Source organism: Mucilaginibacter angelicae (assembly GCF_042434235.1).
Lineage (GTDB): Bacteria > Bacteroidota > Bacteroidia > Sphingobacteriales > Sphingobacteriaceae > Mucilaginibacter > Mucilaginibacter angelicae.
In genome coordinates, this window is the sequence record NZ_JBHLTS010000022.1 from 170,437 (window position 1) to 193,992 (window position 23,556).

A 23,556-nucleotide genomic window follows, 5' to 3' on the forward strand; every position below is an offset into this window, starting at 1 on the left:
CATTAAAGGTAAATAGCGGTTTACGTTAGGCGTTATTTATGTTTCTCAATCCTTAATATCCTTCAGCCGCGCGTATTGCACCAGGGGTATAAAATCGCCGGCAGAACTCGCGGTAATATGATTATTTTTCCCTTTTTTAAATTTGAAACCAAGCCCTGCAGACGTGTTTTTTACCAGGCCGGAATCCATCGCCGCAGTCAATCCGACCGTATCGAGTTTTTTAAATTTTATATCTGCACTAAATCCTGAGATCACATAACCTTTAATGATCAGGCTCACTTTCTTTTTGGAAAAATCGTCAAAGAAACTCTTTAAGGCGGCATTGCTTTCCCTTGCATTATAAAGGCTATCGAGTACGTCTCCTTTTAATGATATTTTTTTGTAAGACGTAACATTAAAGACGATGGTATCAAGCTTTGTACTTTCCGCGCCAGCGTTGATTTTAAGCAGATTAAATAAGATGACTTTGAAAAAGCCTCCGATTAGCCTATAGTCATCTTCTTTTATTGAACATTCGGGCGTATTACCGGCAACGTCGATCAAAGATTGATAAACATTTGCTGGAACAACGTTTTTAATATTTTTGCGGCTTAAGCCAAGCTTTGTATCGATCAACACTCCTGGTCCGTCTGTATTGGCCATCGAAACGTATGAAGCTTTTGAATCAATTTCACTTTGAAGGCATTCGGCAAAATATTTTTTCCATTCATCGCCGATGCTTCCTTTGACTAAACCTTTTGTAGAATCACTCATACCAGTTATCCTGTCCAGGTCCCGGTTGTTGTTTACAATGGTTATGGAATCTACATCTTTTGGAGACAGGTCCTCTAATTCAAGATGTTTGTTTTTGCATGAAACGATCGCGAGACAATTGAATGCCACGATGACTAAATAAATTAATTTGCGCATGATAAAAGATTATGGTTTTTTGATTTGGTTAATTATAGTTTGATAAAAATTACTTTCTCAATAGTGAACCAGTCATCCAGATTTTCAAATGGTTTGTTGGCAGGCGTGATCTCTCTTGTAAGGCCGTCTCTTTCGGAAGGTTCTACATTCTTCTGTTCCAAGGATTTAAAATCTGTAGCGACTGTAGTAATAATTATCTTCATAACATCGCGTGAAAATGATTGACCGGAGCGTACGCTGGGGGTCATAGCGCATGAAACGGAGCCTCCGGCGGGAATGGCTTCACTAATTGATTGTCCGGGAGTTTTAAATGCGTCAAGTGTATACACATCTATATTGTTGGTATCTCCAAGAATCAGGACATAAACATAAACCGGTAAATTCGAATTATTTTTTATGCTAAAAGATATTTCCCGGCCCGACTTGAAATTAATATCTTCAGTATCCAGGCTTATATCGCGTGTGACGTCGAAAAGCAGGCTTGCTTTCAGTTTAGTCGCCAGGTTCCTCATATTGGCCACTCTGAACCATTTGTTCCATCGCATAACAGACGATATCGTCCCTTCACCGTTTCTGGATTGCCCCAGAGGGATCTTTTGTAACGCATGTAATGTGTCGCGACCGCTGTAAACAATTATTTCGTTACCTTTTCTATAATAGATAAGATTAGGATACTTATTATCTTCAGTGACACCGTTCAGCGCGAGAATTTTCTCTTTAATAACGTCAATACGGGTGTCATTCCAGTTTCCGAGAAAGCTGATAAATAGCTTTTCGTCTTTCCTGGCTACATATTTGTATTCAACTGCGCGGCAATTCGCGGCGGTGATTTTACCTTCGATAATTTTTGCCTCCGAACTGAAGTTTGAAGTTTTAGTGATTTGTATGGTACCGATGCTTCCCTTATCAAAATGTAGTGTGCCAGGAGGATAAACTTTGTATATGGAACCAACAGTAATGTCTTGTGCGCTTCCACCATCAACCAGGGCAAATTTATTATCCGACGGCTGTATTATAAAGTAGGCTTCATCAGCGTTATAGGTTGAGCCGAATACATAAGAATTCTTGTTGACACCTGCCAATTCAGGAGACTGGTTATAAAACTGTCGGATATACCGTTGTAAATCTTCTACAACACGCGGCCAGGTCAGGCTTTCATTGGTTACAGATAATCTATTTACTAAAGAGACAGTTAGCATTCCGCCGTAAACGCCATCAGCTGATTTCGTTTCGTAAGATTTCTGATCAGATCTGCAGCCTGACAGCAATACATATTTCGCGGCCGGGTTATTAAGTTTACTGCTCGTTAGCGATCTACCCGTCAAAGGTAGAAAATCATCTTCGCCCGGTGCTTTACGGGAGTCTTTCGGTATTTCTTTTTCGGTTCCAGTTAACAAGTCTCTGGTAGCTCCGCCAGAATGGCAACAATCCAGAATAATTGTAATGTTCGGGGTTTTTAACGACAGCTCGCCTAACATATTGCCTATTTGTTTATCCGTTATAGGTAGAGCGCCGAATTGCGAATCCCTGTAATCATACGGGATAATGGTTTCACTGAGCCCATCCGTCTCTGTCGGGTTTGAGATCTGAGAGCCGTGTCCACTATAAAATATCACTACTGTGTCCTTGCTTCTGGTATTGGCGATAAGATCATGAAAGGCATTAAGGATGGCTTTACGTGTGGCTTTTTCGTTTGGCAATATGGTTATTTGTTCGGCCGGGAAAGAAAACTTTCTCATCAGCAAAGATCGCATCATCATTACATCATTGACGCAGCCCATCAGCGTAGGTCTGACGTAAGGATAATCATTGATGCCAATGAGCAAGGCCCTTTTACCTGACAGACTTACCGGAGCCGTTGAAGCGTTATTTGCTGACGTGGTATCGAAGGTGTCTTTGGACACGGTAGTTTTTTTATTGGACGTGCCGCCGCAGTAGACAGACAAGAAAAAAAACAACACTGGAATCAGGTGAACTTTAAATTTCTTCATTTTTTTATTGCTTGGTTTAGGGTATCCGATTTTCGATTCCTGTTGTTAGTTTAACTCTAAACAAACATTGCTTAAAATCAAACAGAGCTTCCATAAAAAACGGGTACAGTGATTTTATAATGATAGCCTCGTAAAACTATTTCGAATATAATAAATAATTAAAAAAAAATCAAATCACACTGAATTAAAGTAAGTTATGAAATAAACATAATTAAATAACTATTATTTTATAATATTTCTCCTTGGTAAATTAAAGCTATCGGTGGATAATATTATTACCCAAATTTGAGTTATTTTATCTTACTTGACGGGAATGCGAACTAAAACCGATTCCTAACAACGGGAAAACCCAAGCGAATTTCCCCGGTATAATCGTAAAGTAAAACAACTTGCTCCCCAAAGTAGATGAAGATTACTTTCAATTATGATTTCATTTTGTGGGTTGCAAAGGATTATAAGACTTTCATCAGTAAATAGGTGCCGTACTGCAAAATACATGTCTTAAAATAAGCATTAGCCTAATTTCGATACTTATACTTACTAAGAGTTTCTTCAAATAACCCGCCACCCTTTTCCCAGTGTTTTCGCGTTATAAAACCCTGTTCTTTTGCCTGTAAGAAATGACTCTGACGAAAAGCAAAAGATATAGAACAAATCGAAATAAAAGATCCTAACAACCATCGGCTCAGGCGGCAAGAGCCGGCCAGAAAGATGTTTACAAAAGAGTATGAAGAGTTAGAAGCTTTGAAAAGACAATTAGAAATTAAAAACGAAACAAATCGCACAAATTCCGCACAGCAAAAATAAAAAAACCATATGATCAGTTTGAGGATTTTCAGTAATCCCATTTGGATTAGAACCAAAGACCTACAGATTGAACATCAAAAGCTCCCTCCGCGTTACCGATCACATTTTACATATAGCATCAATATTTTTTTCCTGAATCCGGGTTGCTGCATAATGACCATTATAAGTATCTCGCGGGCCAACTCAACGAAATATTTAATTTATCATATTTGAAATATTTCTTATTAAAATCCTTGCTTATGCGTTGTATTTAATTTAGTTTTGATGAGACACTTAACCCAATTATTACAAATGTCTATCTCTTTTGAACCGGGAATAAAGACATAAAAAATTGGTATCTAAAGCATACTGCTTGTTCTGACAAAAGCACGTTTTCTTTGACCAGGCATATAGGACGAAAACTTTTTTGGCATCTATAATTATCCATAAATTATTATTTATTGGCAATTGCTATGGTTTAAAAAAAGCGACCGCCAAGCCCAAAAAATAATCACTATTACTATTAAGGGATATTTAAGCTATTGCACCTATTTCGGTGTGAATAGGTTGATTGCGATACTGATTATATAATAAAAACCTCCTAAACTCTGAAAAACAAAATGGCACAACTTGAAATACATCACATTAATGTGGGGCAGGGCGATAGTACACTGATCATCAACAGGAATATTGCCCAGCTTGGCAGCAATATTGACGCGGCAATACAAAAAAATTCATCCCTGAGTAAACCGTCGGCGGTGGAAGATTACCTGCCTTATGCCGTCAGCCTAAATAATAATAGCCGTTCGGGCCCGGTAATCCAACTTGATAACACGATTCGGGCTGCGCTGTTAATTGATGCCGGTGAAAGCGTTTATGGGATAGATGTAAACAGCTACCTTGTTACCAGTGGCGTGAAGGCGGCAGATAACAAGAATAAGTTTACCACCTTAGCCACTCACTTTCACAGTGATCATGTAAATGGGTTCAGGGAAGTTTTTTTTTCAGATTATGCCATAAAAAAAAACTATAGTGATCAAACATTGAACTTCCCTCCGGTAACAGCTTATGATTGCGGAGATTTGAAAGAGTGGGATGATAATCCATCCTATGCAAATTACGTTGACTCGGTTAAGTATTTAGCCGGCAAAAACCTTACAAAAAGACGGGTAATAAAAATTCATGAAGTTATACCGCTTGGTAAGGATTCAGATAATACCGAGATCATGCTGCGCTGTATTGCTAATAATGGAACGGTATCGCTTAATGGTACTAATACAGAAAAACAGATCATTAAAACGACTGATAGCCCTGATCAGAACGCCCGCTCCACGGTGATGATTTTGGAGTATGGCGATTTCAGGTATTTTTTGGGAGGGGACATAGGGGGGACAGGAGATGAGAGTGGCGGCAATTGGGCAAATAATAAGGATACCCGGACGAAAGCGTTTTACTCGAACTATCCTGATATTGAAACAGGGGTCACTGCCGTATTACCTCAAATTTATAAGGCTGATCCCAAAAGAGGAAATACTTCCGCAGGCCATACCTGCTGCTTTTTCGCAAACCACCACGGTTCTGGTTCGTCAAATGACGTTTTCCTGTTAGAGGTTTTAAAGCCCACGTTATCAGTTTGTTCGTCAGGGGTGCGGATGCAATTTCATTGCCATCCTACCCAGCAATGTTTTAACCGCGCCGATAACAGCAACAATTACAGCCCTAAGTGGCAAACGCCCGGCAAAAAGGATTCGGCTGCAAATACGGTGGACAATACGATCGACGGGTACTATGTAAACGAAATGGCACAGGACAATGACAATTACGGAACAACAAAAAGCCCCAAGCCATATAAAAGAACGTTCCCTAAGGGGAAAATATTAGGGGATATCATTGTGCGACCCATTGACGTGGTTAATTACACTTCAAGCACCAATGGGATCAGGATCCAGGTTTACGGCACCGGTGATATGACAGACTCTTCCATAATATCAAAGCCGTTGCGTCCCAAATATGGTACAGCGGGAACATCCCCATACCCACTGGGGCCTTTTATTCATACGTGTAATTTACATTAATAACATAAACATAGTATGGCACTGACTATAGGAACAGACTCAACAGGAAATTTCAGTGGAGTGATGGGGGTATACCAGGGGCAAACTGATCCCCTGTTTTTGGGCTTGAAAAATTTGAGCACCCTAATAACCGGAGATAATGGGGCAGCCTTCTCAATAGGTTTTGACACACGCACCAGCCCGGCACAGGTAAGGCTGTATTTTGATATTGGCAACGCACGATGGGGCTCGGAGCTTAATAATAATTATGGTTTAGTAATGACGAGTGAAACTGTATTTGACACGCTTCCAATATTACCATCTGTTTTTTCACCCGATATTGCCTATAAAGATAGCTACAGCAACTTTCAGGAGCCTACATCCTGGAGGCGCGGATTTTCAACCTCGGCAGTAGATATGGTATCACCGGATTTACTAAGGCAAAAGCAAATAAATGACCCGTATTTCCCTTATAATTCAGGAGATTCATCAGCCGCTTTTACCTCCGGGGGCAGCTGTGGTTTTATTGCAAATGTTCCTCCCGCCAGCCAGGACGGTACGCCGCTCTGCGCTTCTATTATCTCTCCTATCGGGATAGATATTGATGGCCCGGCGTCGGATGAAATGAATAACTTAATTAATGCTATTAAAAACAGCTCTATTTCTTTTGCTATCTGCGAAGTATCAAATGATGATTTACAATCCGGCCGGGCATTGGCAAAAGCAGCGGCAGTCCTCGAAATTGATCTCAACAAAATCATCATGGTGCAAATGTTTGGCAACTCACTATTGATAACCGTTGATGATGCTGAGGGTTATTACCCGGTTTTTTACGTAGATGTAGACGCCGATTCATCAACAACCACAAAAAGAATTTATTCAATTGATATTAATAGTTTACAAAGCCTTCGCTTTTATCGCGTCAGCGACATTTTTGAACGCTTTATCGACTTTGCTAATAAAGTAGGCTATTCCAATACAGACTATCCTTCCAGGCCGGGGTACTTTTTACGAAGTTACGACACTAACGATAAAAACAGGGTCAAAACGATTTTAAGCGGTTCCGCCCACTTTGTGGGCACGAAATATAAAATTTATTGTGTCCAAAAAGGAAGCAACCGGCAACAAAACGGGAGCCTTCAAAACTATTTTACATGCTTTGGCGGTGTGGAATGGAAGGTAAGGAGAGGCTTTAATAAAGATACATTAAGTTTTGGCCCCATTGAAATTAGTCAGCCGGCGCCTTTAAACGACGGTGACCTGACCAACTATAACAAGTGGCTCAATGACGAATCGTCCATGCCCGAACTAAGCAACTATTTTAGTGCATTACGTTCCCAGGTAACGGGGCCGCCTAACCAGTTGCAATGGTTTACGCCCTATTATCCGCTCGAAGCGAGAATGACATCTTTTTACGAAAACAACACCGAATTTTCTAATTTTTAATCAATAAACATGAGCCAGGGAATTATAAAAGACGATTTTGCCAGCAGCGCCAATGGCTGGACGGTGGTAACAAACCCCGGTGCGGCAAACCCGCGTCAACCGGTATGGTCGGCGGGAATGATCAGTTATACGCCTGCCGCAGAAGAACTGGATTATTCTTTCCTGGCCCCTGCAACCTACCTGGGCGATCAGTCAAAATCCTACGGATGCAACTTCGGTTTTACCCTTGGCTATAATATTCACCCCGTAACATTTAAAACCTCACCGCTTATAGTTATCGAAGGCGGAGGTAACAGTATAGGCCTTGCAATGCAAGTGCCGGCCCCGACTGCTGCAAATGCTTACCCCCTGATGGCTATTCTCAATGAAAGCGCCGGCTGGCTGGCTTTACCTGCCAATACCGCTGCTTCGGCCGCGGAGATCCAAGCCGTTTTGCAAAATGTTACACAAATACTGATCAGGGCCGATATTATCAATGAAACATTTGCAACCGTCTCCCTTTCTGCTGTTTCCCTGGCCTATGTTATTGTAAATGATCTTAGTACAACGGCAAGTATTTATTACCAGGGCCAAAAACTTTATGCAAGCTGGCTGCCGGTTGCAAATGCCTGGCAATACAACATCACAGTTACTGACGAAACCGGCACTAACGTTTACAGCGGTTCCTTGCAGGCTAATAGTTTCAGCCCTCCCGTAACCATTGGCGGTGGTAGCTGGGCGCCTCTCGCAGGCAAAACTTATACCGTGGTGGTGATGGCGGTCGGTCCCGGAAGCGACCCGGTTTCCGTTACAACGGTAGATATTGGGAAAGCGGTGCTTTCTATCCAGCAGCTTGCTGCCGGTGCAACATTTTCGTGGGCACTGTTAACCGGCGCCAACAGCTATGATCTGCATATTCAAACAGAAGCTGATCCAACGGTCACTGTAGTTAGTAAGGAAAATATAACGTCGACACCCATAGTGCTTACCGAGGCCGACGGTTTGGTAATTGATGTTGCCTACAACGGCCGGCTCAGGGGCCGGGCCGGGAATTCATTCGGCGACTGGAGCGACCCGGTTCCATTTACCCTAAATTCGGCCCGCCAGATACTTTTCGATCTTCAACAGCGGCTTAATAACAACAAACCCGGTGCCTCATCGGTTATTTTTAATGATACAACATTCCCTGCGGGCACCGGGAACCCTGCCGGCGTATTGAGCATTATTAAAAGTGCCTTCTCCATCAACGATCTTACAACAACATTAACGGGGACAGTTGCTCTTTCCGCTGACGGGCTTTCATTGACCCTTGCCGGCACCACCACACTGGGAACAACATTGTCAACGGTCAATGCCCTTTTCCAGGTTTCAAATGACCTTAATTTAACGCTGGTTCTGCGGTTAGGCTTGCCCAATACCTGGAAATTCTCCGATACTTTCCCAACATTGAAGTTTGCCGCTCCTGATTATCTTTACCTGGAAGGCAATACCATTATTTTAAGCACCAACGCTTATACCGATGCAACTGTATTTTATCCCTTGCAAACAGGCCTCAATTACCTGGGTACAATGCTGTACACACAAACACTGTCATCTGTTCCTGATCCCACAGATGCGCGTGTTCAAATAGGCGGTTATATTACACAGGATGCCAATGGTGTTAGTGTTAACTTTAACGGCAAAAACACTGTTTCCGACTTAACTGCAACATTCATTGGCCTTCAGGCGCTTACATTTACCGGTGGCCAGGTGTCAATTATCAGCCAGGCAGCCGCTGGCGCGTTAAACAGCGATACGGCCGTTTTCAAAGGATCGGTTGCCTTATACGAACGAACACTTGCCTGCAATCTTGATATCCCTACCAAACTTAATAATAAGTTGTCGCTGCGCATGACCGGAAGCGCCGGCGCTTCAATTGATTCGCTCACGGATGCCATTGCGCCTGTAACATATACTTCGTTCGATGCTTATATGCCAGCTGCATTAAACAGTTTAGCAGGCTTGTCGGTTACCGCTATAGAATTTGAATTTGACCCTACCGGTGCAGAGGCCACTTCTGCCGCCCTTTCACTTTCCTTAGATTCGGGCCAGGCATTTGATCTGATCCCCTCCCTGGTTTCTATCAGGAACCTGGTTTTTTCCATTTCGGCCAATTATACGCAATTAGCCGATCAAACCATATCCTCTGCGTATTCGGCTACGATATCGGGAACCTATACCTTCGGGGGGCTGCCGGTGAATATTTCCCTGTTCATCCCGATGCAGGATAACTGGGTTATAACTATTGAGCCCACAGCTGCAGGCGCTGCTACCCTAAATAATATTGCTCGTTTTGCCGGTACAACAGATACATCAATACTCAGCTCATTACCGGTTTTTTTCCAGACGCTGACTTCATTTTCTGTCGACCAGATCATATTTACTGCGGCAATTATGCCCCCTGTAAATGATTCAGGATCGGATACACCTTTTACCCCTTCAGTAACCTCCGTCAGTTTCACTTTAAGTCAAACTTCTCCCTGGGTCATCGCCAGTGACATACTGTCGGTTACGGGCTGGACTTTGGCGATGAACCTGGTTAAAGGCAACCAGGGCTGGGACGTATCGGGCGTATTGAACGGCAATATTTCGCTTGGCAGTAACGAAAGTGCAGTTACTTTTAATATTAACCTGCCGTTCCCGGTATCAGACCAGGGCTGGGTGATACGTTTAGCCGGCGATGGATTTGATATTCCCGGCCTGGGGGATATCCTCGGCCTGGTTGGGGCAAGCAGTTTAAGCAACCTGCTGCCCCAGGGCATCAGGAACATCGGGAATATCCATGTTTTTGCATTCGAAATCGCGTTCGATCCAACTGTCGCCTCGCCCATAAAAACTGTTTTTTTCCAGATGGGTACCGATGCCAGCCAAAACTGGACACTTATTGAAAACCAGGGCCTTGTAATAAGCAACATCGAAACCGGCATTACTATAGTGAATGATCCCGGTGGCGTTTATGCGGTGGGCTACATAGGCGGCGAACTTACTATCGCCGGAACAACGGTGTCTGTCCAAAGCAGCCGGACATCAAAGGACGATCCCTGGCTGCTGGATATGACCACGGTAACTGTGATACATGTGCCCGGGCTTTCAAGCCTGGCCAACTGGATGCTACCCGCAACGGTAAGTCAATACATTCCTGTTTCTATGATACCATTTAGTAATGGTTTAGATATTATAGACGCCGGGATGCAGTTTGATTTAACAAACCTCACCTTAAACCAGATAAGCTTTGTAGTTATTAACCAGGAAACATGGAGCATCTTACAGGGATTTATTTCGGCTGATAATTTACGCGTTGATGCTACGATAGATACACCACTGGCTACCCCGGGCCTTACTTTACATGCCGAAGTGTTACTGAACATAGGACCGGTGGGGATACTTGTAGCGGCGGATAAAGCCAGCCCCACAGCCGATTTTATATTTTCGGGCACACTTGACCGGCCGGCGACCATTGATTTTGCAGGAGCTTTTTCAAGTATGTCGCTTACATTCACCATGCCTTATGATTATGGGTTTCCGCGCAGCATGATCCTTGAAACGGCTTCGGTTACCTTAAATTATACAAAGGGAAATTTCAATTTTGCAGCTACATCCACCTTCGACTGGTCATTTAATTTTGGTTTTACGACACTTAACATCCTGGCCATAAATTTGGCCATCGAAATTGCCACTGCCGACAGTACCGGCAGCCATCCTTACAATTTAAAAGCCGGGGGCACACTTACCCTTGCCGGGATGCAGGCCGTTTTGAACTTTACTGCCAGCAATATCCCCTCGCAGGATACTATACTGACGGCCTCCGTCACACCCGGCCAGGTTGCCAATATATCGATAGAAAACACTGTAAATACACTGGTAACTACAGATACCCAGGGCAAGAAGTGGAATACGGTGATCCCTTCAGGGTATACTGCACCTTCATTCTCAAGCGCTTATATACATGTAAACCTGTCTCAAAAAATCTTTTATTTGTACGGCGCCGCAATCGGCCTGGGCGGCATCGCTATCATCGCTAAAAAAATTGATGAGCAAAACTGGGGCTACGCCCTGGGCCTTAACCTGGGCTCCGATTTTAAGTTTGCCAATATATTCTCCGCGCTGTCTGCCATCGATGATTACTTAAAAGTAAACAGCGCCGGGCTTTTTGTAGTTTCTTATACCGGCTCAACCACCACCCTTGCCCAGGACATAAGCGCGATAGATGCTTTCCCTGACAAGCCCGCCGGCATACCATCCATCCTTCCCGTGTCAAATATTCCGGCCATTTCAATGACCTCGGGAATGATGTTTTATGGCGATTTGAATATTACCACAAGCGGCTTATTTAATAAATTAGTTCAGATCGGCGCAGATGGTACGGCGCAAATAATAATTTACGGGTTTATTAACAATACAAACCCGACCCAAACCATATTCATAGCCGACCTGCCTGATATTGTTTTGTTTAATACCTTAAAGTTTACGCACCAGGACGCTTATACCGGTATTCATCTAACTTATTCGCCCGGCAACAATAATCAATTTCAGCTGGCCGCACGCCTGGTTATAACCGTGTTTGGCACCGACTATTCTTTTGACGGTAACCTTGCGGTAAATAACACTTTACTCGACGCGACAATAGCTTTAGTTACGGGCAGTCCCAACAACCAGATCGTCAACCCCTTTGGTGTTCCGGGCATAACCATAGGATCTCTTTACGCACAAGTTAACTATACATTCGGGCACGACGCAATCCCGGCCCAGGGTGCAAATCCTGCTGTTCCGGCAACGGAAACTACTTCATCATTTACCGTGGGCGGGACAGTTTTGATAGGGCCGGCCCCAGCGCAGGGCTCCCCTGACAATCGCCTGGCCTGTTCGGCAAAACTTGCCCTGTTACAAAGCATGCCGGTGCTTGCCACTATCCAGCTTATAAGTAATTTTTCGGTAGCAGACTTTTTTACACAATGCATTACCGGCAGCGGTGCGTCCTGGCCAACAGGCTTAATCAATATTACCTTTTTAACCGGAAGCAGAATTTATTATTACGATGCGACTTCGGATACATCGCATACGTTTTTAACAGATGGCGATTATACTTACCGGAACGGGTTTAATATTGATGCCGCTATTAAACTGACCATCATTATCGACATAGATATTGCGTTCACACTGCGGGCCATAGAAGACGGCTCTGCGGGCGGCAATAGTCCTAAAACATATAAAGGCGTAATTGCAACAGGGAGTCTTTTAAGCGGGCCCATTGAACTGTACGTTTTAGAAATAGCCGGGACCACTACTAACGCAAACGGAAATTATACCGGGGCTCCGGTTTTTAAACTGGATACAACTACCAGCCCGGGCCCAGCCATGGGATTTGCTGCGGGGTTTAATTTTTTCAAAAAACCTTTTGGCACGGCCGATTTGAGTATCACAAAAAACAATGCCGGTGACCTCCTGCTTACAGGTACACTGGCATCAGCCGTATCATTTGATCCCTTTGGTGTGCTGAGCCTTGGATTTACCTATAGCGCATCAAACGGTTTTAATATTACCGGCTGGCCTTCCTTTGATTTCGCACGCGAGGCCATTGATTTTGTAAAAACATTGCAAGCTATAGCGAGCGCTGCCCAAAGCGGCGGCCTTTGTTCAAAACTTGCCAATTTTGTTGTGGCTAATGCCTACACAACAAAGTTCACTATTAATCCGTCCTTTTTAACACAATCCGGCGGGTTTTATCTTTCCATAAGCGGTACTTACCAGCTTTCCGTACTTGGGAATGCGTTTCTAACGGCTAATTTCCCGAATGCAATACAAATTCCGCTTCCAAATTCTTTATCACTGGATGATCTGCCCGGCGAGATATTTTCTGCATTAGCGGGCGCGGCCACGTCATTTGTGAATGCTTTATTAGCTAACCCCGAGGCAATAGCAAAATTCCTGGTGATTGTAGCAGGCGAAAACGCAGCCGGGTACGCAGCCGATATAATTTGTAACGGCTTAGCCGATGCCGTGATAGACGCCGCCGTGGCAGCCGGGCTGGATGCGTTAGCTACCGCAGGCGGCATAGTAGCGGGCGGAGCGGCCGCCATTGCCGCCGCGGCCACTGCAATCCTGAGTATTCTAAGCTCGTGTTTTACGGCCGGGACTAAAGTGCTGATGGCTGACGGAAACACTAAGAACATCGAAGACATTATCGTGGGCGACGTCTTACTGGGGGCAGGTGCCGTCCATAACAAAGTTGTAAGTTTAGATTCACCAAAACTGGGAAACAGGAAGCTTTACGCTATTAACAAGGGGCGCCATTTTGTAACCGAAGAACATCCTTTTATGACAAGGGAAGGGTGGAAATCAATCAACCCGGCCGCTACCCTAAAAGAAAATGAAAACTTAACAGTAGGCGCTCTCGGCACAGGTGATATGCTCATCCTGGCGGGAGGTGAAGAAATTGTTGTTGAGAGCATAGAATCACTGGAGGCCAATCCTGAAACGCAGCTTTACAACTTTATACTTGAAGGCGATAACACTTATTACGCTGACGGCTTCCTTGTTCATAATAAAGGCGGAGACTCCTGTTTTGTGGCAGGTACACTTGTGCTGATGGGTGACGGATCAGAAAAACCCATACAAGACATACTTGTCGGCGATTCGCTGATCGGCAAAGAAGGTGTTTTAAACAAAGTTCTTGACTACGATTCGCCTTTACTGGGCAACAGGCTACTGTACTCTTTTAATGACGGACCGTTTTTTGTGACTGAAGAGCACCCGTTTTTGACTGAAGATGGCTGGAAATCGCTAAACCCTGCAGCAACAGCGCGGGAAAATCCGGATCTGCTGGTAAAGCAGCTTATTATTGGTGACGTATTAATACTGGCCGATGGCAGACGCAAACCGCTTAACAATATCCAATTTCAGACTGCCGACCCGGAAACACAGCTTTACAATTTCATACTCGAAGGGAATAACACCTATTACGCTGACGGCCATCTCGCACACAATAAAGGCAGTTCTTGTTTTGTAGCAAACACCCTTGTGCTGATGGATGACGGATCGGAAAAACCCATACAGGACATACTTGTCGGCGATTCGCTGATTGGCGAAGAAGGTGTTTTAAATAAGGTACTTGACTACGATTCGCCTTTGCTGGGCAACAGGCTGCTGTACTCATTTAATGACGGACCGTTTTTTGTTACCGAAGAACACCCGTTTCTGACGGCAGACGGCTGGAAATCGCTGAACCCTGCAGCAACAGCAATGGAAAATCCCGATCTGCCGGTAAAGCAGCTTGCAGTCGGTGACCTGTTAATCATGGCCAACGGTGTCCCGCAACGGCTTGACAACATCCAAAATGTGGAAGCAGACCCGGAAACACAGCTTTACAATTTCATACTCGAAGGAAATAACACCTATTATGCTGATGGGCACCTCGTACACAATAAAGGCGGTGGCTCTTGTTTTGTAGCAAACACCCTTGTGCTGATGGGTGACGGATCGGAAAAACCCATACAAGACATACTTGTCGGGGATTCGCTGATTGGCGAAGAAGGTGTTTTAAATAAAGTTCTTGACTACGATTCGCCTTTGCTGGGCAACAGGCTGCTGTACTCATTTAATGACGGACCGTTTTTTGTGACTGAAGAGCACCCGTTTTTGACTGAAGATGGCTGGAAATCGCTAAACCCTGCAGCAACCGCACGGGAAAATCCGGATCTGCCGATAAAGCAGCTTATTATTGGTGACGTATTAATACTGGCCGATGGCAGACGCAAACCGCTTAACAACATCCAAATTCTGAAAGCCGACCCGGAAACACAGCTTTACAATTTCATACTCGAGGGAAATAATACCTATTACGCTGATGGGCACCTTGTGCACAATAAAGGCGGCGGCAGCTCTTGTTTTGTAGCAGACACTTTTGTGCTGATGCATGACCAATCAAAAAAACCGATTCAGAATATACGCATAGGGGATTTGCTGATTGGCGAAGAAGGGATTTTAAATAAAGTTCTTGACTACGATTCGCCATCCTTAGGCGACCGGTTGCTGTATTCCTTCAACGGGGGACCGTTTTTCGTTACCGAAGAACATCCATTCCTGACGGCAGATGGCTGGAAATCGCTGAACCCTAAAGCAACAGCACGGGAAAATCCAGATCTGCCGGTAAAGCAACTTGCAGTCGGTGACCTGTTAATTATGGCCAATGGTGTCCGGCAACGGCTTGACAACATCCAAAATGTGGAAGCAGACCCGGAAACACAGCTTTACAATTTCATACTCGAGGGGAATAATACCTATTACGCTGATGGGTACCTTGTGCACAATAAAGGCGGCGGCACGGCCAACAACCCGGCACCGCCTGATTTTGACACTGTAACCTTCGCTAATGGGATCCTTTCAATAACATGGGATTCGGCGGCTTATGCAGATAAATATGATTTTCAGTTTCTTAAGCCAGATCAGAGTTTGCTTGGTACAATGACATCAATACCATATTCAAACCAAAAATCAGTAACTGTAGATTTGAGTGACGAGAGTTTGCCTTCAGGTAGTTATACCGCGCAATTAAGATCAGATAGCGGCAGCTTTTCATCTGCATGGAATAGCTATGCCGTTACTAAACCGGATGCACCAGGAAATATAGCCCTTGGTTATTCGTCATCTGATGAAAAACTAAACATTACATGGTCTGCCGTTGGTTCGCAAACAACGTACATCGTCATACTTTTACTTGATAATGCCGTAAATCAAACACAACCTGCCAGTCAGTCGACACTAAGTTATGATGCCGGGACATTGCCGGCAGGGACATATTCCGCAAAAGTTCAAACTGCGATTGTCGACGCAACAAACAACTATTATATACCGGGCATTTATGGCCTGTCGCAGGCAGCTATAGTAAAACCTGCGGCGCCAACCAATCCGCAGATAGGCGCCGGCGGCGATCAGATAAATATTACCTGGGATGCCCTGGATGCCGGCTTGGGTTATCAAATCAACCTTTTAAAAGACGGCCAGTTGTTTCAGTCAGCTGAAAGTAACGCAACAAATGTATCATTTGACGCATCCGCTTACGATACCGGGGCTTATACTGCACAAATACGTTTAAAAGGGGATGCTTCCCATCTGCCGAGTGACTATGCGGTAACGGCACAAAGTATCTCCAGACTTTCTGCCCCGCAGGATATTACCTTTAGTTATACTGATGCCGCTACCGGTTTTACCGTTGGATGGAGTGCCGTAACAGGCAACAACGGTTATGCTATCCGGATCGTGGATCAGCTGACAAAAGCCGTTATAGCAGCCACCACAAATGTGGCGGTTGATATCATTACCCTCAACATCCCGCTAAGCAGTTTTATCCCCGGCGCAGGCCCGTACATTGCAGAGGTGAAAGCAATCGGGGTATCCGGTACGCTTGACAGCGCGTTTGGGGAATCTACGCAAAGCGTAAACGCGCTTGCCACTCCACAGGGCGTTACTTTCAGCTATGATGAATCTGCTGGTTTTACCGTTGGATGGAGTGCCGTAACAGGCAACAACGGTTATACTATCCGGATCGTGGATCAGCTGACAAAAGCCGTTATTGCAGCCACCGCAAATGTGGCGGTTAACATCGTTACCCTCAACATCCCGCTGAGCAGTTTTACCCCCGGCGCAGGCCCGTACATTGCAGAGGTGAAAGCAATCGGGGCATCCGGTACGCTTGACAGCACTTTTGGGGAATCTGCGCAAAGCGTAAACGTGCTTGCTACTCCGCATGACGTTACTTTCAGCTATGATGCATCTGCTGGTTTTACCGTAGCATGGGGTAATGTAAGCGGTAACAATGGTTATGCTATCCGGATCGTGGATCAGCTGACAAAAGCCGTTATGGCAGCCGTCGCAAGCGCTGCAGTTGATGCAATAACCATCAATATTCCGTTAAGTAGCTTTACTCCCGGCACGGGGCCATACATTGCAGAAGTAAAAGCACAGGGGGCAGCCGGGGCAGCCGACAGCGCATTCGGCCAATCCGCCCAAAGTATAAGCCAGATGGCACCGCCGCAGATAACCAGTTTTGTTTATGATAATATCGCCGGCTTATTTACAATCACCTGGAATGCCGTGACCGCCAACAATGGTTATAATATTCAGATCATTGATAATCAAACCAAACTACCGGTAGCCGATCCTGTCAGTACCCCTGCAGATAGCACCAAAATTGATATTTCGGATTCTCATCTTCCAGGTGGTGGCGGTACTTTCATTGCACAGGTAAAAACAATCGGAACCCGGGGCGTCCTTGACAGCGCATTTGCTCATTTAAGTCTTGACTTTTACGATCAACAATATCTGCAATTCCAGGGCAATACCTTTGGGGAGGTTCTCTACAATGACCCCAATTATAAAAGTCCGGGTGTGGATTACACCGATTCTGCTAACCCGTATACCCTTTACAATCTGATGAATGATGGATTTGCTATAGAAGCGATGGTATATATAAATCCTAATGCACCAGGTTATAATCCCATACTTACGAGTTACATCACAGACAGCACCTTGCTAAAAGATGGCTACTCTCTTTGTTTGAGTATAGAAAATGGCAAATTTAAATTTGCAATGACAACTTATACATGGAATTCCGGAGTACCATCCAATCCCCAGCTGACTACTGTCACATCTTCTGATGAAATACCTACAGGGCAATGGGTAAACCTCGCGGTGACTCATTCATACCAGGGACAAGTATTTTTATACGTTAACGGAAATAAGGCGGGAAGTTTTTATCCTTTCTATGCTTCTATACCCGGATTTAGACATTACTTTTTGGGCAAAGAAGGAAATACTTTTTTTGCAGGGATGATTCGCGAAGTCAGAATCTGGCGGCTTGTGTATTTACAGAGTGATATAAGCAGTGATATAAGCAGCCGCCTCGCTCCATTGACAAAGGATGAAATACCTTTATTGAAGACGAAGGGACTCGGCGCATACTGGCCATTAACAGACGGCCAGGCGTCTACCGCTGACTTGATAAATAATAACAATTTTGCACTGTCTAACCCGGAATGGGTTAATGCTCCAAGCCAGCTGGCATCGCCGCAGGACATAGTCCTCAGTTATGGAACTACCGCGTTTACTATAAGCTGGGGCACCGTAACAGGCAATAATGGGTACGCCGTCAGGATAGTCGATCAGCAAACAAAGGCAGTCGTAGCGGCAAGCGCCAATGCCGCAGCAAATGCCACGTCCGTTAATATCCCGATGAGCAGTTTTTCAGGCGCTCCCGGTGCGTACGTCATACAGGTAAAGACGCTTGGGGCTCCGGGCACGGCCGACAGCATCTATGGCGAATTATCAATAAATATTAATCCTCAAAGCAATATGAAACCAATAGTACTGACAATGGCGTATGCCAACGTACCGGCAATTCCCCAAGGTATGAAATATGAATGTACGGCGGGCCCAGACTCTCTTAATACGATTAATAACTGCCCTGTTGTAAACTGGCTTGGCTATACATTTTGGGCGTTTAGTTATATTGACAATCGCAATTCATTTGGGATTGCAGGCTATGACAGTAATGGAAATGTAGTTGCCCAATGGGAAAAACCGGGCTCCCGGTATCTCTATAAGATTACAATTGATGAAATTGCTAAATCTGTTACTTTCTGGGGGCAGGCAAATCAAACCGTCGTTATGACCTGGGATGAGCTTAACATACATCGGTTGCATTACTGGGGTTTTGACGAAACATCGGGTTTAATTGCCTTTGACACACCGGGCACTATTAATGGGAATCTTACCCCTTCAGTAACGCGCGAAACCCCGGGATGTGTAGGTCCGGGCGCGTTGCATATTGACGGCTCCAATGGCTCCTATGTTTCATTTGGAACGTCTTTGGGGCAGTTCGGGACCAATGATTTCACTGTGGCGCTATGGTTCAAAACAACTGAAACAATAAGGCTTTTCGATCTTGCGGGCAATCGTACCGATTCTTCTGATGGCGTGTTCTTTTGTATAAGGATGACGGGCGTGCACGAAACCCTGCCTGAAGGGGTTGTCACCATCGAAGTAGATGAAAACGGGGGGAATTACATCTATGTGCAAAGCCAGGCGCAAAACCTGAATAACGGGCAGTGGCATCACATAGCTGCAGTTAGGCAGGGGACACATTTACAATTATATATCGACGGGGCGCTTAATTCCGACGCCGTGGGCGGCGGGATTACTAATATTATTAACGGCAATGATTTCCGGATAGGCAGGTCATTGGTTATGGATGTTGACCGGTTTGCCCCGAATGCTTCATTTGATGAATTATATGTTTGTGAAACAGCTATTTCTGCCGATCAAATAATAGTTTTATATAATCAGAAAGCCAGGTAACATTAAAATATAGTTTATCGCGTAACGGGCAGGTAGTCTGTATCCGGGATACTGTCCAACTATTTTTGTAAATGTGCCGCAGTGGTTTTGGTATTTAGAGAACGCTGAGAAAAGGCAAATCACTTTTCAGAATGTCATTGAATCGTGGATCGTAATAATGGTCAAAGTGTTGTAGAATGCTCTGATGCAATTTCCAGAATAGAGTGATCCGTGGCCTCAGAACTTCCACTATAATTGGACATTCGAGAGTCATTGACCATGCCGTTCCGGAATAGCACGGAACAGCATGGACAAAGATGCCTGAAGATCCACTGATGATAAAAGAAACAAGGAATCTTTTCTCAAATTACTTTTAAAAATGCAGGTTTCGTTTTCGTAAATATTCCAGCAATTCCCGGGGCCTGTCAGTTTGTATAATAGTGGCCCCGTGTGCGATGATCCAACCCCAGCTATCTTGGGTATTACCGAGATCAACCGCGGTGTCATCATCATGCCCTGCATTAAGGCTCGCCCATAATGAATTGATCCAGATTCGTGCCTCATTATGGTTAATGAATTGGTTATTTTTAAGGACACCAGAGGTATCTGTCCCAAAATTTAGTTCAAAAGCCACCGGTTTAATATGACGCTGGTAATTTTCGATTGATTGTTTCGCACCCGGCTTATCCAGATCGATTACAGCCATAAATGTGACGCTATCAATAATTGCAGGATATTGCTTCCTTACCGTTTCATAAGCTTCCGTTGTTTTAAAAATAGCCTGATTTAAAGTACCTGTAGCTTTCAAAACCTTGTAAGCCTCATTGTAGTATGGATAGCTTTTATCAAGGTTTACTAAAATTTCCCCTTTAATCAACTCCATTACTTCCTGAAGTGTCGGTATGGTATTTACGGTAACCCTGTTCAATCCATTTTTCAGGTGAAATTTCTTTAATTCGGCTAAAGTATAATCACCCGGACTTCCTTTTCCGTCTGTTGTACGGTCGATGGTTTGATCATGCATGATAACCACTACCCCATCTTTTGTTTTGTTCAAATCCAGTTCAATAATATCTACTCCTATGGCCATGGCATATTTAAATGCCAACAAGGAATTTTCCGGGGCATCGCGCCAATCGCCACGATGGGCGGCCACCATGATATGCTTATCAAGCGGTTGATGTAATTGTTTCACCAAGCTATCCGCCCTCGTAGTCTGTGCGTAGCCATTTGTATAATACATTAATAGTGCCGGAACGATAGCCGCGACGGCTTTTATATTTTTTAAATACATGTTATGTTTTTTGATGTGTTAAATAAGGGCCAAATACTTGTTTTACTTTAATTACAGGACTTTTATCATCCAGGATAAATACAGAATATGTTTTTCCCCCTTCTAAAACGCGGATGAGCACATGCCCTTCAAAGCTTTTAAATCCTTTGGCAATCCAAAAGCCAAGGTAGGTTTTGGTGTCGGGCTGCATATAGGTGTCAAATACATCTGTGTTATCTTCCCGACCTGTTTTTTCCAGCAAACGAAACGCCACCTCCTGTCCCGGCTGATCCGAACACCAGCTTTGTTCAACAGCAACTTTTGGGGCAAGCGCTTTTAAAAATGCATTGTTCGTGGCATCGCGGTTACCGTGATGGTTTAGCGTAAGGGCATCTACCCGGCCAATTACTTTTGCCATAGGCGTTTCAACATCTCTCCGCCCAGGATAATTACTGCCTTCATACCCGGTATTGTCGCCGCCTGCATAGTAGGTAAAAGGGCCGTAACTTATTTTTAAGGCATTGCTGAGCGGGTTTTCATTAAACTTGCCGTTTTCCAATAATTGCCCTGTTGTAAAACAAGTGTTTGTTCCCTCTCCTTTTCCCGACCAGATTTCGGCGTTCGATTTGATATTCCGTACTTCAAAGCCAGGATAAAATTCCGGGCGGGCCAACAATACAACCTGGTTTGCGCTTCCTGCCTTTAATGCCGCATACCTCATCCCGTTATGAGATGATTGATATTTCACAAAGGCCAGGTAGTTATTGAAAGTGGCGTTATTGCGATAATAGGTTAAAAGATCAACCGGATAGGTATGGCCTCTGTCCAGCATATTTTTAATAGGGATAATATCGCCTACATCGGTCAAACCGGATAACCGGTAAGCCCCATTAGCCGCTATCGGGCTATTATTTTCAATATTGCCATAATGATCTCCATGAAAATGCGTAATTAATGCATAATCGATACCAGCTTGCCTCCCCCCGGGCATTACCTGTTTTATATAAGCGGCAATCCATTGCCCCGGTCTTAATGAACTATCCGGTAATGCAGGTGGAATTTTCAACGGAGCATTTGAGCTTTCAAATTCATCAGCGTTCATGTCGCCTGCATCAATGAGCATGGTTGTACCATCCGGAAAAATCAGGAAACTTGAATTTCCACGGCCGGTATTGATGAAGTGAATATCCATTTGTCCTTCCTGCCAGGCGGACAAATGCTCGTTTATTTTTTTTTCCTGACCATCCCCTCTGATCATAAAAAACACAGAAAGAAGTACTAAAACTAAATTCTTCATATGGCTTTTTATAAAGCGGGTTACCCCTTAAGATAACCCACTGTTAGTTTAATATCCAGAATTTTGTTTGATAGCCGGATCCGTATTGATCTGCGATTGAGGAACCGGCATCAGCAGGTTATGCTGATCGATAGTGATCAGGATATTATTATCCTTAAACCATTTGTTCATCACAGTGACAGCTGTACCGGTACGAAGTAAATCGAACCAGCGATGCCCCTCTCCGATAAGCTCCAGCCTGCGTTCCAGTGCAATGGCATCGCGAAGATCGGCTTGATTAACGGCCACGGTATTTGCCAAACCGGCACGGTTGCGGATACTGTTCAGGTAAGCAACCGCCGAAGTAGTGTTTCCTAACTCATTTTCAACTTCGGCCATCATAAGCACCACATCAGCATAGCGCAAAACCACAAAATCGCTTGGCCCATCGGTAATGATCGTGTTTGGCGCAGTAAGCTTATTATCAAAAGGCGCACCGGTTGGAGCCAATGCAACGTATACACCTTTACGGAGGTCTCCGGCAGTGTACAAATTGTACAGGCTTAATGTTGGCAGGTTATGACCTTTAGCACCGGTAACGGTGGCAGAAGGGCTAAATTGCTGAAACATGATGCTTCCTTCCGAATTACCGTTCAGGCCCGATGTAAATTGCACGGCAAAAATGATCTCTTTATTGTTTTCGTTGCTTACAGCGAAAACATCCTGCGGGCGGGTGAGCAATGCATGTTTGCCAGAGTTAACAACTACCAGCAATTGTGTTTCGGCATTAGCATAATCCTTTAATGTCAGGTAAACCTTGCCCAGCAGGCTTTCTGCAGCGGTTTTGATCACCCTTCCAGGTTGCCCTGCTACTTCCGGTAATAAAGGGATAGCGGCCGTTAAATCAGCCTTGATCTGATCATAAACTTTGGCTGCCGGCTGACGGCCTAAGCCAAAGTACTGGTTAGGGTCGGTAGTTTCGGTAGTTACCAAAGGCACATCGCCATATAATCTCACGATATTAAAATACAGCAATGCCCTGATGAATAACATTTCACCTTTACGGGCCTGCTTTATCGCCGGATCGGTATAGGTGATCTTATCTATCCGGTTTAATACCACGTTAGCTTTTTGTATGCCCTGATAAGCGTCGCGCCAGGTGGTTTCTATGATATCGTTTGAAGGTATGGTTGTAAACTGATCAAGCTGTCCGTAATTACCATTGTCATTAGATGGCACCTGGTCAAAAGTATTGTCGGAAGGAATTTCAGCGAATGCAGGCAGGTACAATCCGTAAAGACCAGTTGACTGCAAGGTTCCGTAAACAGCGGTTACATACTCTTCGGTTTCGGCCTGGTTGGTCATGAATTTTCCGAGGTCTTTAGAGGTAACGGGATTTTGATAAAGCTCCTTTTTACATGATGAGGCAGTTACCGTCAGCACTGCCGCTATGATGATGTATTTAATTTTCAT

At 44.4% G+C, this 23,556-nt stretch carries 8 protein-coding genes; 3 read left to right on the forward strand and 5 right to left on the reverse strand.

The window, feature by feature from the left end; translation table 11 throughout:
• Positions 1-45 precede the first annotated feature (45 nt).
• Together ACFFGT_RS13030 and ACFFGT_RS13035 are read right to left on the reverse strand one after the other, a co-directional pair.
• Positions 46-753, reverse strand: coding sequence for a hypothetical protein (locus tag ACFFGT_RS13030; protein ID WP_377022976.1), 708 nt, complete (start codon positions 751-753; stop codon positions 46-48).
• 188 nt (positions 754-941) lie between these two features.
• The gene (locus ACFFGT_RS13035; RefSeq protein WP_377022977.1) at positions 942-2,900 is read right to left on the reverse strand and encodes a caspase family protein; all 1,959 of its coding nucleotides are present in this window, start codon (positions 2,898-2,900) and stop codon (positions 942-944) included.
• A 1,406-nt stretch (positions 2,901-4,306) separates the two neighbouring features.
• Here ACFFGT_RS13035 and ACFFGT_RS13040 point away from each other — a divergent pair.
• Genes ACFFGT_RS13040 through ACFFGT_RS13050 form a run of 3 tightly spaced genes read left to right on the forward strand, consistent with a single transcriptional unit; the run spans position 4,307 to position 19,555 of the window.
• Positions 4,307-5,761, forward strand: a complete 1,455-nt coding sequence (locus ACFFGT_RS13040; RefSeq protein ID WP_377022978.1) for a ComEC/Rec2 family competence protein — start codon at positions 4,307-4,309, stop codon at positions 5,759-5,761.
• Positions 5,762-5,776: 15 nt separating this feature from the next.
• Positions 5,777-7,186, forward strand: a complete 1,410-nt coding sequence (locus ACFFGT_RS13045; RefSeq protein WP_377022979.1) for a hypothetical protein — start codon at positions 5,777-5,779, stop codon at positions 7,184-7,186.
• A gap of 9 nt (positions 7,187-7,195) precedes the next feature.
• Positions 7,196-19,555, forward strand: a complete 12,360-nt coding sequence (locus tag ACFFGT_RS13050) for a Hint domain-containing homing endonuclease (protein WP_377022980.1) — start codon at positions 7,196-7,198, stop codon at positions 19,553-19,555.
• A gap of 352 nt (positions 19,556-19,907) precedes the next feature.
• Here ACFFGT_RS13050 and ACFFGT_RS13055 read toward each other — a convergent pair whose 3' ends face one another.
• From ACFFGT_RS13055 to ACFFGT_RS13065, 3 genes are read right to left on the reverse strand one after another with little or no spacing between them, the layout of a single operon-like run.
• Positions 19,908-20,828 carry a glycerophosphodiester phosphodiesterase family protein gene (locus ACFFGT_RS13055; RefSeq protein WP_377022981.1) on the reverse strand — a complete coding sequence of 307 codons (921 nt, stop codon included), beginning with the start codon at positions 20,826-20,828 and terminating at the stop codon, positions 19,908-19,910.
• A gap of 1 nt (position 20,829) precedes the next feature.
• Entirely contained in the window at positions 20,830-22,104 is a 1,275-nt protein-coding gene (locus tag ACFFGT_RS13060) for a ComEC/Rec2 family competence protein (protein ID WP_377022982.1), read from the reverse strand.
• A gap of 48 nt (positions 22,105-22,152) precedes the next feature.
• The gene (locus ACFFGT_RS13065) at positions 22,153-23,556 is read right to left on the reverse strand and encodes a RagB/SusD family nutrient uptake outer membrane protein (RefSeq protein WP_377022983.1); all 1,404 of its coding nucleotides are present in this window, start codon (positions 23,554-23,556) and stop codon (positions 22,153-22,155) included.

Bases quoted from the DNA above. Each gene is read 5' to 3' on its own strand.
- ACFFGT_RS13030 (WP_377022976.1), bottom strand. From the start codon at position 753: ATGAGTGATTCTACAAAAGGTTTAGTCAAAGGAAGCATCGGCGATGAA.
- ACFFGT_RS13035 (WP_377022977.1), bottom strand. From the start codon at position 2,900: ATGAAGAAATTTAAAGTTCACCTGATTCCAGTGTTGTTTTTTTTCTTG.
- ACFFGT_RS13040 (WP_377022978.1), top strand. From the start codon at position 4,307: ATGGCACAACTTGAAATACATCACATTAATGTGGGGCAGGGCGATAGT.
- ACFFGT_RS13045 (WP_377022979.1), top strand. From the start codon at position 5,777: ATGGCACTGACTATAGGAACAGACTCAACAGGAAATTTCAGTGGAGTG.
- ACFFGT_RS13050 (WP_377022980.1), top strand. From the start codon at position 7,196: ATGAGCCAGGGAATTATAAAAGACGATTTTGCCAGCAGCGCCAATGGC.
- ACFFGT_RS13055 (WP_377022981.1), bottom strand. From the start codon at position 20,828: ATGTATTTAAAAAATATAAAAGCCGTCGCGGCTATCGTTCCGGCACTA.
- ACFFGT_RS13060 (WP_377022982.1), bottom strand. From the start codon at position 22,104: ATGAAGAATTTAGTTTTAGTACTTCTTTCTGTGTTTTTTATGATCAGA.
- ACFFGT_RS13065 (WP_377022983.1), bottom strand. From the start codon at position 23,556: ATGAAAATTAAATACATCATCATAGCGGCAGTGCTGACGGTAACTGCC.